The following is a 15,365-nucleotide window of genomic DNA, read 5'->3' as shown; positions in this document are numbered from 1 at the left end:
GTGGAAACTATTGATTTCAGGTATACAATCGCGCCAATCAGACATTAAGGATAAGACTCATGAGCAAGCATTATGACTATATCGCCATTGGCGGCGGCAGCGGCGGTATCGCCTCCATTAACCGTGCCGCTATGTACGGCCAGAAGTGCGCGCTGATTGAAGCCAAAGACCTGGGCGGTACCTGCGTAAACGTCGGCTGCGTACCGAAGAAAGTGATGTGGCATGCGGCGCAGATTCGCGAAGCTATCCATCTGTATGGCCCGGATTACGGTTTTGATACCACGATCAATCACTTCGACTGGGATAAACTGGTCGCCAGCCGTAGCGCCTATATCGATCGTATCCACACCTCCTACGATAACGTGCTGGGCAAAAATAAGGTCGACGTGATTAAAGGCTTCGCCCGTTTTGTCGATGCGAAAACCATCGAAGTGAACGGCGAGACGATAACCGCCGATCATATTCTGATCGCCACCGGCGGACGCCCGAGCCATCCGAATATCCCCGGCGTCGAATACGGCATTGATTCCGATGGTTTCTTCGAACTGCCGGCGCTGCCGAAACGCGTTGCGGTTGTCGGCGCGGGCTATATCGCCGTTGAGCTGGCGGGCGTGATTAACGGCCTGGGCGCGGAGACGCACCTGTTCGTGCGTAAACACGCGCCGCTGCGTAGCTTCGATCCGCTGATCGTGGAAACGCTGGTTGAGGTGATGAACGCCGAAGGCCCGCAGCTGCACACCAACGCCATTCCGCAAGCGGTGGTTAAAAATGCCGACGGCAGCCTGACCCTGGAACTGGAAGACGGCCGCAGCCAGACCGTGGACTGCCTGATTTGGGCGATCGGTCGCGAACCGGCGACTGATAACTTCAACCTCGCCGCTACCGGGGTAAAAACCAACGATAAAGGCTATATCGTGGTCGATAAATTCCAGAACACCAACGTTCCGGGTATTTACGCCGTGGGCGATAATACCGGCGCCGTCGAGCTGACCCCGGTCGCCGTCGCTGCAGGCCGTCGTCTCTCCGAGCGTCTGTTTAACAACAAGCCGGACGAACATCTGGACTACAGCAACATCCCGACCGTGGTGTTCAGCCATCCGCCTATCGGCACCGTCGGCTTAACCGAGCCGCAGGCGCGCGAGCAGTACGGCGATGAAGCGGTGAAGGTGTATAAATCCTCTTTCACCGCCATGTATACCGCCGTGACCTCACACCGCCAGCCGTGCCGCATGAAGCTGGTCTGCGTCGGCCCGGAAGAGAAGATTGTCGGTATTCACGGTATCGGCTTCGGGATGGATGAGATGCTGCAGGGCTTCGCGGTGGCGCTGAAAATGGGCGCAACCAAGAAAGACTTCGACAATACCGTGGCTATCCACCCAACCGCGGCGGAAGAGTTTGTGACCATGCGCTAAGACGCGCACCACGCATGAAAAAGAAGCTCTCAGGAGCTTCTTTTTTTATCTCTACGCCACGCCATTATTGCCGTGGCGCTTAAACGCCGGCCGCTGATTCAGCGCCATATACCAGCGCTCCACTTCCGCCATTTCAGGATGGGCGAACGGCGTCATTTTCCAGCGATGCACCGACAGGCCAAGGACAATATCCGCCAGCGTAAACTCGCTACCGGCGACCCATGTCCCGGTTTGCTGCAGCTGCGTATTGACGATCTGCACGCAGCGGGTCCAGGCGGCGATACTCTCTTTGATAGCCGCCGGGTCCTGGAAGCGCGGGTCCTTGCGCACCAGCCCCATAAAGGCGTAGCGCCAGGCCGTGTTAAATTCCGTTGCCTGCCAGTCCATCCAGTGCTCAACCTCGGCGGCAGCCCGCGGTGCCGTGGGGAGCAGATCTTCCCGCCCGGCTTTGCGCGCCAGGTAGCGGCAGATGCTGTTCGACTCCCACAGCACAAAGTCGTCATCCAGCAGCACGGGTACCAGACTGTTCGGGTTAAGGGCGCGAAACTCAGGCGTCTCGATGGACTGAAACCCGCTGCCGTAATCCTCCTGCTGATACTCAAGTCCCGCTTCCTCGCAGGTCCACAGCGCTTTACGCACGTTAATTGATGAGCGTTTGCCCAGTATTTTTAGCATTGTCAGCAATTCCTCAATCAAAAGAGATGGTTGTTTCACAATACTGCATCGGCGACGCATGTACACCCGGATAATGTGTATAGTGGATTGCAGGATTTTTCTCCAGAACAGGTTATCCGACATGCTGACCTCTTTTAACGTTTTAACGCCGGGCAATATCCGCTTTGGGCGCGGCCTTGCTCGTAGCGCCGCGCCATGGCTCGCCGGACGCTCCGCACAGATACTGCTGGTTCACGGCGCCAGCCTGACGCGCGCAGAGTTTTTGTTAAGCGAACTCCACGCGCGCCAGCTGCACGTCACTACGCTCTCTATCGCCCATGAACCCAGCCTGCAGGACATTGAACGGGGCGTTCGTCTGGCGCGGGAAAAAGGCGTCGGGGCGGTGGTCAGCCTCGGCGGCGGCGCGGTCATTGATGCGGGCAAAGCCATTGCGGCGCTGGTGCCCGCTCAGGGACCCGCGATTGAATATCTGGAAGTGGTGGGCACCGGACGCCTGTTAGAGGCCAATCCGCTGCCGTTCGTCGCCATTCCCACCACGGCCGGTACCGGGGCGGAAGTCACAAAGAACGCGGTGATCAACGTCCCTGAACAGCAGCGTAAAGTCAGCCTGCGCGATGACCGCATGCTGCCGGATCTGGCGATTATCGACCCGTCGCTCACCGACAACGCGCCGCGCGCGGTGACCTTAGCCTCCGGTCTCGACGCCATCACCCAGGTGATTGAGCCGTGGCTGTGCGCCCGCGCCAATCCGTTTACCGACGCGCTCTGCCGGGAGGCGATCCCGCGCGGCATCAAAGCGCTCAGAACGCTGATGGTAAAAGAGTGCCCGGATAGCCGCGATGAGATGGCATGGGTCAGCCTGTGCGGCGGACTGGCGTTAGCCAACGCCGGCCTCGGCGTGATTCACGGTCTGGCAGGCCCCTTAGGCGGTCTGAGCAACGCCGCCCACGGCGCGCTTTGCGGCAGCCTGCTTCCCTTCGGCCTGGCGCTCAATGAAACCCAGGTTAGCGACGAAAAAATCCGCCAGCGCTTTGCCGACGTACGCCAGTGGCTGGCGGCGGGGCTGGACGTCGACCCGAACAACGCCTGGGAGAGCCTGCGCGAGTGGAGCCAGCGCGCCGGGCTGGGCAACCTGCGCGAGCTCGGCGTCCCCCGCGAAGCGCTGGAACCCGCGGCCCTCGCCGCCAGCAGTTCATCATCGATGAAGGCTAACCCGGTCATGCTGACCAGCGAGCAGCTGCTGGAGATGCTGGAAGCCGCGTGGGAGTAATGGCTTTATTGCTAAAGCGCCCGGAAATTTAGATTTTGTTGCAAAACGAAATCTCCGAATTTTTTGGCGCAATACGAAGCGGTTAAAATGGTTTTAATGCGCCAGGTCAAATAGTTAAAGCAGAAACCTCGAGCTGAAGGCGTAGAACAAAGCGTGATCTACCGCACACTTCTCTTTTCGTTTCCCGCTGCGAATGTCTAAGCTTAATAGACAGGTCGGGCGCGCCCGGCATCCTCTACTGACGCAATCCGGAGGTCCGTACCACTATGTTCAGCCAGAAATTACGCAACGTTGATGACGATGAGCTCAGGATCGAAAACGATCCGTGCTACGAAGCCGATCCGTATGAGTTAAAGCTGGATGAAATGTTCGACGCCGAACCCGAACCGGAGATCATTGAAGGGCTGCCCGCCTCGGATGCCCTGACCCCTGCCGATCGCTATCTGGAACTGTTCGCTCACGTCCAGAAGTCACGCATTTTCGCCGATAGCAAAACCTTCCCTGACTGCGCGCCGAAGCAGGACCCGCTGGATATTTTGATTCACTACCGTCGCGTAAGGCGCACTCCCGGATTCGATCTCCGCCAGTTCGTTGAAGATCACTTTTGGCTGCCGGATAGCCGCGCCGAGGATTACGTCTCCGATCCTAATCGATCGTTAAAAGAGCATATTGATAACCTGTGGCCCGTGCTGACCCGCGAGCCGCAGGATCATATTCCCTGGTCGTCGCTGCTGGCGCTGCCGCAGTCATATATCGTTCCCGGCGGCCGTTTTAGCGAAACCTACTACTGGGATTCCTACTTCACCATGCTCGGGCTGGCGGAAAGCGGCCGCGAAGATCTGCTGAAGTGCATGGCCGACAACTTCGCGTGGATGATTGAAATCTACGGCCATATTCCCAACGGCAACCGCACTTATTATCTCAGCCGCTCGCAGCCCCCGGTCTTTGCATTGATGGTTGAACTGTTTGAAGAAGATGGCGTCCGCGGCGCTAAACGGTACCTTGACCATCTGCAGATGGAGTACAGCTTCTGGATGGACGGCGCGGAATCGCTGATCCCCAATCAGGCCTACCGCCACGTGGTGCGTATGCCGGACGGCTCGCTGCTAAACCGCTACTGGGACGATCGCGATACGCCGCGTGATGAGTCATGGCGGGAAGATGTCGAAACGGCAAAACACTCCGGCCGCCCGCCGAACGAGGTCTATCGCGACCTGCGCGCCGGAGCGGAATCCGGCTGGGATTACTCCAGCCGCTGGCTGCGCGATATCACCCGGCTGGCGAGCATCCGTACCACCCAGTTTATCCCCATCGATTTGAACGCCTTCCTGTTCAAGCTGGAGAACACCATCGCCAACCTCTCCGGCCTCAAGGGCGATCGGGAAACAGAGGCCGCGTTTCGCCAGAAGGCCAGCGACCGCCGGGCGGCGGTGACCCGCTATCTGTGGGATGACGAGAGCGGCTGTTTTCGCGATTACGACTGGCGCCGCGAGCAGCTGGCGCTGTTTTCCGCCGCCAGCATCGTCGCGCTCTACGTCGGCATGGCGACCCATGAACAGGCCGACAGGCTCGCCGACGCGGTACGCGCCCGCCTGCTCACTCCGGGCGGTATTATGGCGACCGAATATGAAAGCGGCGAACAGTGGGATAAACCCAACGGCTGGGCGCCGCTGCAGTGGATGGCGGTACAGGGTTTTAAAATGTACGGCCAGGATCCGCTCGGCGATGAGATAGCGCAGAGCTGGCTGCAAACGGTGAATCATTACTATAAACAGCACTACAAGCTGATTGAAAAGTACCATATCGCCAGCGCCACGCCCCACGAAGGCGGAGGGGGTGAATATCCCCTCCAGGACGGCTTCGGCTGGACCAACGGCGTGGTGCGCCGGCTTATCGGCCTGTACGGCGAGCCGTTGTAAAAGCGCGCTATTCCCGGGGTCGATGTCCTGCTATGTTCATGGCATCGACTTTCGCCGGAACTCTTGCCATGCCCGAACTGGTTACCCCACGCCTGCGCTGCTCGCCGCTGCAGCTTGACGACTGGCCCTTTTTTCTCAGCCTACAGCAAGACCCCCAGGTCATGCTCTACGTCGCGGATCCTCGCCCGGTAGCGGAAATTCGCGACGCTTTTGATTCGCGGCTTCCCGCGTGGTCGCCGGGGGCGCCCCACTGGCTGTGCCTGGTGGTGCGCGACCGCTATACCCACGCCCCCCTTGGCCTCACCGGTTATCATCACCATACCCCCGACAGCGCTGAAGCGGGTTTTCTGTTCGCTCCCCATGCACAGGGCAAGGGTTACGGCTATGAATCTCTGCGCGCGCTATGCGATTACGCCTTCTCCACGGGCGGTATCCGGCGGCTTACGGCAACCGTCACCGCGGGCAACCTGGCATCCAAAAATCTGCTCCAGAAGGTGGGTTTTCACCAGGAAGGCGAGCTACGCGAATGCTACTGGCTCAACGGTCGCTGGCACAACGATTGGCTTTTTGGCCTGCTGCGCCGCGATTACAACTAGCCTGGGCCATCTGGCGAATAGGGGGCGACGGGCTTTTCCTCTACACTGCAGGCCGACAACAGAGGAAGGCAATAAATGTCACCAACGATACCGCCGCTAAGCCTGCAGGGCCTTGAGTTTATTAAGCGCGCCCAGGGATTAGCGCTCGTCCCCTATCGGGACGAAAGCGGCCTGCGCGTGATTGGCTACGGCCATGTTCTCAACGACTATGAAACGTTCAGCCACTTCACGCGCGAGGTCGCGGAGACCTTACTTACTGTGGATCTACTGCAATGCCAGCGCGAGCTTAAGCGCAGCCTGCGGGTTACGCTTAATCAAGCGCAATATGATGCGCTGGTCTCTTTAGCCTTTAGCTGCGGGGCTGCGTCTCCGGCGCTTAATATTGTTTTGACCCATCTTAACCATCAGCGGTTCGCTGAAGCGTTGAACGCATGGGGAAATATTCGCAGCGGCCGCGAACAGCGGCGCGAAGAGTGCGCACGATTCAAAGCCTGCACCGATTAAGTTTCGCTAATGCTATTAAAAATCATCGCCGCCTGGGTACGATTCTTCACGTTAAGCCGGCGATAGAGCGACTCAAGATGGGCCTTTACCGTGCCGACGCTAATATTTAACGTACGGCTAATCTCTTTATTTGAATCACCGGCGGCCAGCAGCTGTAAAACCTCACGCTGGCGCTGGCTTAAATGAACCCATTTATTATCCCGCGCTTCCGCCGTCATTAGCCAATCGCCCGGTAGACGGAGCAGTCCCAGCAGGACGCTGTTGATCGCCTGAGCGAAAGTTTGCAAACCTTCCTCGCGTTGCACGATGCCCCGCACATTGTAAGGCAGCGCGCGCTGTAGCCAGCTCTTATTATTGTCAGAAACAGTCAGCAGTACCTGAGATTGCGGGAAGCGAAGCTGTTTTTCCTGCAACAACCAACAACAAAACTCGCTGTGCATATCACCATCCAGAATGAGCAGCGCGTCAGGGTGCGCCGTCAGCATCTGCCAGAGCTGTTCAGGCTGACAGGTGCCAAAAAGATCAATTTCGGGAATGTATTGCTGAAGGCCAATTTTCATGCCATGAATAAATATCGACTGCCTGTCAAACATGATTACCTGCATGGATTTATCTCCATCAAAGAAATGCCCGATTTAATCAGGGGGAGTGGAATATCAGCAAGTAAAATAAGCGCTCGCTGTTTGGCCCGGGGCATTTTACCGATAGAGAGAATTAACTAAATATCATAACAATGAATAGTTACAGGCCTTGTTGATACCATTACTCATTCACAATAATTATTACACTTAAATTAAGGAAATCCTTAATTACCGGGCAAGAAAAGAATAAACACAATATTAATTTTTCTATTTTAAACGAACCCGGAAACGCAGGCGATGGCAAAATCAGGAACGTATGTTACGGAGTAAGAAAACGCATGAAATGCGCGTTGCCCCGCCATCATCGATGGCGGGGCGCTCGATCACAAAAACATCCCGCCTGACACTTCTACGCGCTGGGCGTTCATCCAGCGCAGGTCATCGCTCAGTAGCGCGGCGATGGCATCGCCAATATCATCCGGAAGCCCTACTCTTCCCAGCGCCGTTTGCGCGGCAATATGCTGATTCACCTGAGCGTTATCCCTTACGACGCCGCCGCCAAAATCGGTTTCAATCGCGCCAGGCGCGATGATATTGACCGAAATTCCGCGTGCCCCCAGCTCCTTCGCCTGATAGCGCGTCAGCACCTCCATCGCCCCTTTCATTGAGGCATAGGCCGCGTAGCCCGGTAGAGCAAAACGCGCCAGCCCGCTGGAAACATTGAGGATCCGTCCCCCGTCTTGCAATAACGGCAGCAGGCGTTGGGTGAGGAAGAACGGCCCCTTAAACTGGATGTTCATTAATTCATCAAACTGCGCTTCGCTGGTTTCAGCAAAAGGAATATTCAGACCGATTCCGGCATTGTTCAATAAATAGTCGAAGGTATCCCGTTTCCAGCGCTCCTGCAGCACCTCCGCCACCTGCTGAGCAAAAGCGTCGAAACTGCCGACATCACCGACGTTTAACGGTAATGCCGCGGCTTTCACGCCCGTTCGCTCAATTTCAGCCACCACGTCCAGCGCAGCCTGCTGGTTGCTGCGCCAGGTCAGAATAATATCAGTTCCCTTCGCAGCCAGCTTCAATGCGGCGTTTTTTCCCAATCCACGGCTGCCGCCGGTGACTAAAGCGATACGTTGTGTCATCAGAAAACCCCTTCTCGGTTGCATTTGCAGAGTTAAAGAGCTTATTAGCTGCTATAAAAACAATAAATATGGCAAATTACGTTTTACTGTTTCCCGAAGAACAACAATAGGCCGCCGGGATGGATAAAATTCACGCAATGCAGCTGTTCATTAGGGTAGCGGAGCTGGAAAGTTTTTCCCGCGCCGCCGACACCCTTGGCCTGCCGAAAGGGAGCGTATCGCGCCAGATTCAGGCGCTCGAGAGCCACCTTGGCGCTCGCCTGCTGCACCGCACGACCCGCCGGGTGCAGCTGACCCAGGACGGCATGGTCTACTACGAACGCGCCAGAGACCTGCTGAGCAATCTTGAGGAGCTCGACGGTATGTTTCAGCTCGACCCCTCCAGCATCAGCGGGCGTCTGCGGGTTGATATGCCCGTCGCAGTGGCGAAAAAGCTGGTCATTCCGCAGCTGCCGGCGTTTTTGCAGCAGTATCCGGGCATCGAACTGGAGCTCAGCAGCAGCGATCGGTTAGTCGACGTGGTCCGCGAGGGCTTTGACTGCGTGGTGCGCGTCGGTACGCTGAAAGATTCCGGGCTGATCGCGCGGCCGCTAGGCAAGCTCACGCAAATTAACTGCGCCAGTCCGCAGTACCTGACGCGCTTTGGCTATCCGCAGTCGCTGGACGATCTCGCGGATCATGCGCTGATCCACTACGCCAGCAATCTGGGCGTTCGTCCGCTCGGATTTGAAGTGGTCAGCGATGGCGCGGTTCGCTGGGTTAAAGCGGGCGGCGTGCTTACGGTCAATAGTACCGAGACCTATCAGGCGTCGTGTCTGGCCGGACTGGGGATTATTCAGGTTCCACGGATAGGCGTTCGCGAAATGCTGCGCACCGGCGAACTGATCGAAATTCTTCCCCACTACCGCGCCGAACCGCTGCCGGTGTCGCTCATTTACCCGCACCGGCGTAATCTCTCGCGGCGGGTACATCTGTTTATGGAGTGGCTCGGCGGGCTGATGAAAAACTACGTTGATTAGTCCGCATGATGAAAAATCCGTATTTGAGAGGGTGCCGATATTTTCTGCCGGATGGCGGATGAGGCCTGAATAAGAATAAAAAATCAACTATATCATTGCATTATCAACTTCCCGCAGGCCTGGACAATGGCAGAAGAGCGCGCTTCAACCGCTCTCGGATTCATAGACCCGATGGCCCCGGTACGCCTTATCCGCGATTTTACGTATATAATTTTGATGAATACCGCTGTAAAAAAGGAAGAAATGATTTATGACGCCGGAAAACGACGCTCAACGCCCAACCGAGGATCCGGGCCAGCAGCCGGATAAAAACAAAAGCGCGATGGCTGCGATAAACGACTCTACCGTGGCGAAAAAAGCCAACCAGGCGCTGAAAAGCGTCACCGGAACGGCGGAAAAAGTTCAGCGTAACCATATGGTCGCCCATATCATCCGCGCCGCGGAGCGCTTTAACGACAGGCTGGGTAATCAGTTTGGCGCGGCAATCACCTACTTCTCGTTTTTATCGATGATCCCAATTCTGATGGTCTCTTTTGCGGCCGCCGGTTTTGTTCTCGCCTCGCATCCCACGCTGCTACAGGACATCTTCGATAAAATCCTGCTGAACGTTAGCGACCCGACGCTGGCGGCAACGCTGAAAAATACCATCAATACCGCCGTACAGCAGCGTACCGCCGTCGGTATCGTCGGCCTGCTGGTGGCGCTCTACTCCGGCATTAACTGGATGGGCAACCTGCGTGAGGCCATCCGCGCCCAGTCGCGCGACGTCTGGGAGCGCACGCCGCAGGATCAGGAGAAAATCTGGGTCAAATATTTCCGCGACTTTATCTCGCTGATCGGCCTGCTGGTGGCGCTGGTCATTACCTTGTCGATCACCTCCATCGCCGGCTCGGCCCAGCAGATGATTATCTCGGCGCTTTACCTTGATTACATTGAGTGGCTGAAACCGGCGTGGCGGCTGATTGGCCTGGCGATTTCCATCTTCGCTAACTATCTGCTGTTTTTCTGGATTTTCTGGCGGCTCCCGCGCCACCGCCCTCGCCGCAAGGCGCTGATTCGCGGCACTCTGATTGCGGCCGTCGGCTTTGAGATAATCAAAATCATCATGACCTGGACGCTGCCGGCGCTGGTGAAATCCCCCTCCGGGGCGGCGTTCGGCTCGGTGTTAGGGATAATGGCCTTCTTCTATTTCTTTGCCCGCCTGACGCTGTTCTGCGCCGCATGGATTGCCACCGCCGAATATAAAGACGACCGCCGGATGCCGGGTAAAGCCCACGACTGAATCATTATTGGGCTGAATAAAAGACGCAAAATTCAGCCCAACCTGGCATTTCAGCATATAAATCCAACATGTAACTTTTATTTAACCTGAACCTGGTTTTATTGACCATTATTTGAATTATGTGAAGCATTTCATAGAAGTTATTTTTCTGGCACAGAAATTATTCACTTTTTGCCTATTTTTTAACCTCCCCCGCCCCTTGTTACAGATTGAAATGTCCCCAAGGCTGTGGCTATATGGCCTTTCGTTCGCAAAAAATAAGAAAGATCTATGCAAGCCACAGCCACCACACTCGACAACGCGCAGGACACCGTTCCGGTTAACTCACGCAATAAAGTCGTCGTCGCCTCACTCATTGGCACCGCCATCGAGTTCTTCGACTTCTATATCTACGCCACCGCGGCAGTTATTGTATTTCCACATATTTTCTTCCCGCAGGGCGATCCCGCCGCCGCGACGCTACAATCGCTGGCCACCTTCGCTATCGCCTTTATCGCCCGCCCTATCGGCTCCGCGGTATTTGGCCACTTCGGCGACCGCGTAGGCCGTAAAACGACTCTGGTGGCCTCGCTGCTGACGATGGGGATCTCTACCGTGGTTATCGGCCTGCTGCCCGGCTATGAAACCATTGGCATTATGGCACCGGTGCTGCTGGCGCTGGCGCGCTTTGGCCAGGGGCTCGGCCTTGGCGGCGAATGGGGCGGCGCGGCGCTGCTGGCGACGGAAAACGCTCCGCCGCGCAAGCGCGCGCTGTACGGCTCTTTCCCGCAGCTGGGCGCGCCGATTGGCTTCTTCTTCGCTAACGGCACCTTCCTGCTGCTCTCCTGGCTGCTGACCGACCAGCAGTTTATGGAGTGGGGCTGGCGTATGCCGTTTATCTTCTCCGCCGTGCTGGTGATTATCGGCCTGTACGTCCGCGTTTCGCTGCACGAATCGCCGGTATTCGCTAAGGTTGCCGCCGCGAAGAAACAGGTCAAAATCCCGCTGGGCACGCTGCTGACCAAACACGTCCGCGTGACGGTGCTCGGCACCTTTATCATGCTGGCGACCTACACGCTGTTTTACATCATGACCGTCTACTCCATGACCTTCAGTACCGCCGCCGCGCCGATTGGCCTCGGTTTGCCGCGTAACGAAGTGCTGTGGATGCTGATGATGGCGGTTATCGGTTTTGGCGTGATGGTGCCGGTTGCCGGCCTGCTGGCGGATGCGTTTGGTCGTCGTAAGAGCATGGTGGTGATCACTACCCTGATCATCCTCTTCGCGCTGTTTGCCTTTAAACCGCTGCTTGGTTCCGGCAACCCGCTGCTGGTCTTTGCCTTCCTGCTGATTGGCCTGAGCCTGATGGGGCTGACGTTTGGCCCAATGGGCGCGCTGCTGCCGGAGCTGTTCCCGACGGAAGTTCGCTATACCGGCGCATCGTTCTCCTACAACGTCTCGTCGATCCTCGGGGCGTCCGTGGCGCCGTATATCGCCGCCTGGCTGCAGGGCAACTACGGTCTGCCTGCGGTCGGACTCTATCTGGCCGCCATGGCGGCGCTGACGATGATCGCGCTGCTGCTGACCCACGAAACGCGCCACCAGTCGCTGTAATTCTCCGCTCGCTCCCCTGACCATCCGGCCAGGGGAGTCTCCTTTCCGACTATTTTTTCATCTGCGACAGTATGGTCCGGCACTGATTCGCCTCGCCTTCGGCGGGTGAGATCAGCGCCAGCAGCGCGGCGGCTGGCGTCACCAGCGTCGCCAGCGCTGCCGCTACCGCGCCGCGCGCAATCAGCGGACCCGCCTTCACGCCCGCGTTCGGCGACTTAAAGCTGCCGCGAACGTACAGCGGGGAACGCAGGGTGATAATACGAAAGCCCTTACTCTCCGGATCGATAGTGAGGTCCAGCTGCTCCGATGCAAAGCTGGCGGTCCCGGTGACGTTGATCAGCGCGTTTTCGGTATCAAACGCGAACACCTGCGGCCGGGCGACGCCGTTGACCACGTCGATATTGGCCGCCGCGCAGTTTACCCGCACCTCATCGTCGCCAAAGATCTGCCCGATGATATAGTTACCGACGTTCAGACCGAGGATTTCCATCAGGTTGCGGCTGATTAGCCCGTCGTTCATCAGCAGCTTCAGGTTACCGTTACTGTTGCCCAGCAGCGCGGCGACGGAGTTGCCGGTACCGCGAAGCTGCACATCGCCGTTCATTTCGCCGAGGGTTTTCTGCATCATCTCCACGTTTGGCATCAGCGCTTTCAGTTTCAGGCGGCGCGCCTGCAGGTTCGCCGTCCCCTGCAGCGGTTTTTTATCCCCCTCCAGATGAATGCTGCCGGCAATGGTGCCGTTGGCCAGCCCCAGACGCAGCGGCTGCAGGCGCAGGTCGCCCCGTTCGAGGATCACGTGGGTGGAGAGGTCGCTGATGGGCAGCGTGCCGCCGTGCTCAATGCGCCGCCCTTTAAAGCGCACATCGGCATCCATCACTTGCCACTTGTCGGTTTCAAAGCGGTCATACGGCAACACTTTTCCGGCTGGCTGCGGAGAAGACTCGCCTTTACGCTGTTCGGTTTTGCTCCCTTTGCCGCCGGAGTCGACGCCGATTAGCGGCCCCAGATCCGCCAGCCTTAGCTGCCTGGACTCGAGATCGCCCTCCAGCTTAGGCCGGGGTTTGCCGGTGGTGTAGGTCAGCGAACCGTGGATATCGCTCTCGCCGATACGGCCATTAAAATCCTGATAGGCGAAGCGTGAACCGGCCTTATCCTTGAAGGTGGCCCGTAGATGCCCGTCGGTCGAAAACGCCGGCGTATCCGGCAGCAGCACGCCGGTCAGGTCGTAGAGATCGCCCAGCGAATCGCCGGAAAACTTCAACCGTAGATCGACGCCGCCGAGGTTAAGCGGGTCGCTGACCGTGCCGATAAAAGCGACCCGGGTAGTGCCGGAACGAAAATCCCCCTGCAGCGGGAACGGCGTACCTTCGCTGCGCAGCGCCAGCATACCGCCGATTTTTCCGTTACCGGCGAGCGGCTGTCCGTTGTAGCTGCCTTTCGCCTGCAGGCCGAAGACGTAATCGCCCACTTTCTGCGACTGCCCTTTCCCCTTTTCACCGGTCACTTCACTAAACGCCAGCGGCTTACCGAGCGGGTCAACCACAATCGTCAGGTCTGCGCGCGACACCTTGTCGTCGATAGCAATCTTGCCGCGGTCAAAAAGAATATTGTCGAGACGGAAAGACCAGCTGGAAGGCGGCGCATCTTTCTCAGACGCCCCCGCCGAGGCCAGGTCGAAGGTCCAGTTGTTGGTCTTCTCCGACAGTCGAATCAGTCGCGCGTCGGGCTGTTCAAGCTTTATCCACGGCAGGTAGACCGTTTTGCTGAGCAGCGCCAGCGGGGCGAGCGTCGCCTCAACGCGCGGCAGGTGCACCATCGTGACCTGTGGGATATCAGGCGGGTTGCCGAGGACGATATCTTCGGCGTGAACGTGCGGCCAGGGGATCCAGCTTCGCCAGCCGCTTTCGCCGGGCTGGCGTTCCCAGACGACGCCCAGATCGCCGCGAATCGCGAACGGGCGGTTCAGCTCGGCCGACACTTTCTGATTAATCGTCGGCTTCAGGCGGTTCCAGTCAAAGGTCGCCAGCACGATAAAAAACAAAACGATCAGTATGACTATCGTTCCAAGAATAATAGCAACGGTTTTTCGGGTTCTGCTCATCCCTTCTGCACTCCTTTTGCGTATCGCCAGTCCTGAATATAGTTGAGAAACGCCAGTTGCTCCGCCGAATGAGGTTTTCGTCACATAATCCGCGCCAGGTCAAAAAAATAATGGAACGTTGTTTTAATATCATTGACCATAAAAGCGGCCCAGCGCACACTAGGGTTAATATTGATTTAATTTCAGGTCATCACTATGTCTAAGAAAATTGCCGTCATCGGCGAATGCATGATTGAGCTGTCAGAGAAAGGCGCGGCGGTAAATCGCGGCTTTGGCGGCGATACCTTAAACACTTCCGTCTACATTGCGCGTCAGACCGACGCCAGCGCGCTGGGCGTGCACTACGTAACCGCCCTGGGAACGGACACCTTCAGCCAGCAAATGCTTGAATCCTGGCAGAGCGAGAATGTCCAGACTGACCTGATTCAGCGCATGGCCGACCGGCTACCGGGCCTCTACTACATCGAAACCGACGATACCGGCGAGCGCACCTTTTACTACTGGCGTAATGAAGCCGCGGCGAAGTTCTGGCTGGAGAGCGAGCAGTCCGCGGCCATCTGTGAAGAGCTGGCGACCTTTGATTATCTGTATCTCAGCGGCATCAGCCTGGCGATCCTTAACCCAACCAGCCGCGAGAAGCTGCTGACCCTGCTGCGCGAGTGCCGGGCGAACGGCGGCAAAGTTATCTTTGATAACAACTATCGCCCGCGCCTGTGGAGCAGCAAAGAGGAGACGCAGCAGGTTTATCAGCAGATGCTGAGCTGCACCGATATCGCCTTCCTGACCCTCGATGACGAAGACGCGCTGTGGGGCGAGAAGCCTGTGGCGGAAGTGATTGCCCGCACCCACGCCGCCGGCGTGGAAGAAGTGGTGGTTAAGCGCGGCGCCGACTCCTGCCTGGTGGCGATTGCCGGACAGCCGCAGCTGGACGTCCCGGCCGTTAAGCTGCCGAAAGAGAAAGTGGTTGATACCACCGCGGCGGGCGATTCCTTCAGCGCTGGCTACCTGGCCGTGCGCCTGACCGGCGGCGATGCTGAGTCGGCGGCCAAACGCGGGCACCTGACCGCCAGCACGGTGATCCAGTATCGCGGCGCGATTATCCCGCGTGAAGCGATGCCGCAGTCACGGTAGCAGAAGAATCGGCGCTGCTGCTTCCCGGCTCGCGCTGCGCTTAGCCAGGCTACTGTCTGGCGCTGGCATTAACCCGGACAAAGCGCGCCAGCGCCGCCGCCGGGAAAATCACCGGGCCAACCCCGAGCAATACGTAAAAC

13 protein-coding genes are annotated in these 15,365 nt (G+C 57.7%); 9 read left to right on the top strand and 4 right to left on the bottom strand.

Annotated features, from left to right (window positions below):
• Nucleotides 1–59: 59 nt before the first annotated feature.
• A complete protein-coding gene (gorA, locus tag ACE3MN_RS01270) occupies nucleotides 60–1,412 on the top strand; it encodes a glutathione-disulfide reductase (protein ID WP_024359784.1) in 1,353 nt (450 codons plus the stop codon).
• Between the two features lie 51 nt (nucleotides 1,413–1,463).
• Here gorA and ACE3MN_RS01265 read toward each other — a convergent pair whose 3' ends face one another.
• Nucleotides 1,464–2,087: a glutathione S-transferase family protein gene (locus ACE3MN_RS01265; protein WP_189095102.1), complete on the bottom strand. Its 624-nt coding sequence runs from the start codon at nucleotides 2,085–2,087 to the stop codon at nucleotides 1,464–1,466.
• A gap of 121 nt (nucleotides 2,088–2,208) precedes the next feature.
• On the opposite strand from ACE3MN_RS01265, the gene ACE3MN_RS01260 reads away from it, so the two are divergent.
• The 4 genes from ACE3MN_RS01260 to ACE3MN_RS01245 all read left to right on the top strand — a co-directional run bounded on the left by ACE3MN_RS01260 (nucleotide 2,209) and on the right by ACE3MN_RS01245 (nucleotide 6,376).
• Nucleotides 2,209–3,357 (top strand): iron-containing alcohol dehydrogenase, encoded by a 1,149-nt coding sequence (locus ACE3MN_RS01260; protein ID WP_224232922.1) that lies wholly within the window; start codon nucleotides 2,209–2,211, stop codon nucleotides 3,355–3,357.
• A gap of 266 nt (nucleotides 3,358–3,623) precedes the next feature.
• Nucleotides 3,624–5,276 (top strand): alpha,alpha-trehalase, encoded by a 1,653-nt coding sequence (locus ACE3MN_RS01255; protein WP_004134262.1) that lies wholly within the window; start codon nucleotides 3,624–3,626, stop codon nucleotides 5,274–5,276.
• A 68-nt stretch (nucleotides 5,277–5,344) separates the two neighbouring features.
• Entirely contained in the window at nucleotides 5,345–5,872 is a 528-nt protein-coding gene (locus ACE3MN_RS01250; RefSeq protein WP_189095100.1) for a GNAT family N-acetyltransferase, read from the top strand.
• Nucleotides 5,873–5,947: 75 nt separating this feature from the next.
• The gene (locus ACE3MN_RS01245; RefSeq protein ID WP_024359780.1) at nucleotides 5,948–6,376 is read left to right on the top strand and encodes a lysozyme; all 429 of its coding nucleotides are present in this window, start codon (nucleotides 5,948–5,950) and stop codon (nucleotides 6,374–6,376) included.
• Here the strand turns inward: ACE3MN_RS01245 and ACE3MN_RS01240 are convergent.
• Both ACE3MN_RS01240 and ACE3MN_RS01235 read right to left on the bottom strand, forming a co-directional pair.
• Nucleotides 6,373–6,981 (bottom strand): DNA-binding response regulator, encoded by a 609-nt coding sequence (locus ACE3MN_RS01240; RefSeq protein ID WP_024359779.1) that lies wholly within the window; start codon nucleotides 6,979–6,981, stop codon nucleotides 6,373–6,375. The two genes, ACE3MN_RS01245 and ACE3MN_RS01240, sit on opposite strands and share 4 nt — an antisense overlap.
• 359 nt (nucleotides 6,982–7,340) lie before the next feature.
• Nucleotides 7,341–8,099: an SDR family NAD(P)-dependent oxidoreductase gene (locus ACE3MN_RS01235; protein ID WP_024359778.1), complete on the bottom strand. Its 759-nt coding sequence runs from the start codon at nucleotides 8,097–8,099 to the stop codon at nucleotides 7,341–7,343.
• A 119-nt stretch (nucleotides 8,100–8,218) separates the two neighbouring features.
• Here ACE3MN_RS01235 and ACE3MN_RS01230 point away from each other — a divergent pair, with 119 nt between their 5' ends.
• The 3 genes from ACE3MN_RS01230 to ACE3MN_RS01220 all read left to right on the top strand — a co-directional run bounded on the left by ACE3MN_RS01230 (nucleotide 8,219) and on the right by ACE3MN_RS01220 (nucleotide 11,993).
• A complete protein-coding gene (locus tag ACE3MN_RS01230) occupies nucleotides 8,219–9,118 on the top strand; it encodes a LysR family transcriptional regulator (protein ID WP_064343303.1) in 900 nt (299 codons plus the stop codon).
• 250 nt (nucleotides 9,119–9,368) lie between these two features.
• Nucleotides 9,369–10,400: an inner membrane protein YhjD gene (gene yhjD / locus ACE3MN_RS01225; protein ID WP_004134249.1), complete on the top strand. Its 1,032-nt coding sequence runs from the start codon at nucleotides 9,369–9,371 to the stop codon at nucleotides 10,398–10,400.
• A gap of 270 nt (nucleotides 10,401–10,670) precedes the next feature.
• Nucleotides 10,671–11,993 carry an MFS transporter gene (locus ACE3MN_RS01220; RefSeq protein ID WP_004134247.1) on the top strand — a complete coding sequence of 441 codons (1,323 nt, stop codon included), beginning with the start codon at nucleotides 10,671–10,673 and terminating at the stop codon, nucleotides 11,991–11,993.
• A 49-nt stretch (nucleotides 11,994–12,042) separates the two neighbouring features.
• Here the strand turns inward: ACE3MN_RS01220 and ACE3MN_RS01215 are convergent, their stop codons facing one another.
• The gene (locus ACE3MN_RS01215; protein ID WP_154975480.1) at nucleotides 12,043–14,094 is read right to left on the bottom strand and encodes an AsmA family protein; all 2,052 of its coding nucleotides are present in this window, start codon (nucleotides 14,092–14,094) and stop codon (nucleotides 12,043–12,045) included.
• Nucleotides 14,095–14,289: 195 nt separating this feature from the next.
• Between ACE3MN_RS01215 and ACE3MN_RS01210 the strand changes: the two genes are divergently transcribed.
• Entirely contained in the window at nucleotides 14,290–15,225 is a 936-nt protein-coding gene (locus ACE3MN_RS01210) for a sugar kinase (RefSeq protein WP_004134245.1), read from the top strand.
• Nucleotides 15,226–15,365 lie beyond the last annotated feature (140 nt).

The organism is Klebsiella grimontii, from assembly GCF_042137965.1.
GTDB lineage: Bacteria > Pseudomonadota > Gammaproteobacteria > Enterobacterales > Enterobacteriaceae > Klebsiella > Klebsiella grimontii.
The sequence above is the reverse complement of the archived record's forward strand: the minus strand, read 5'-3'. Positions and strand labels throughout refer to the sequence as shown.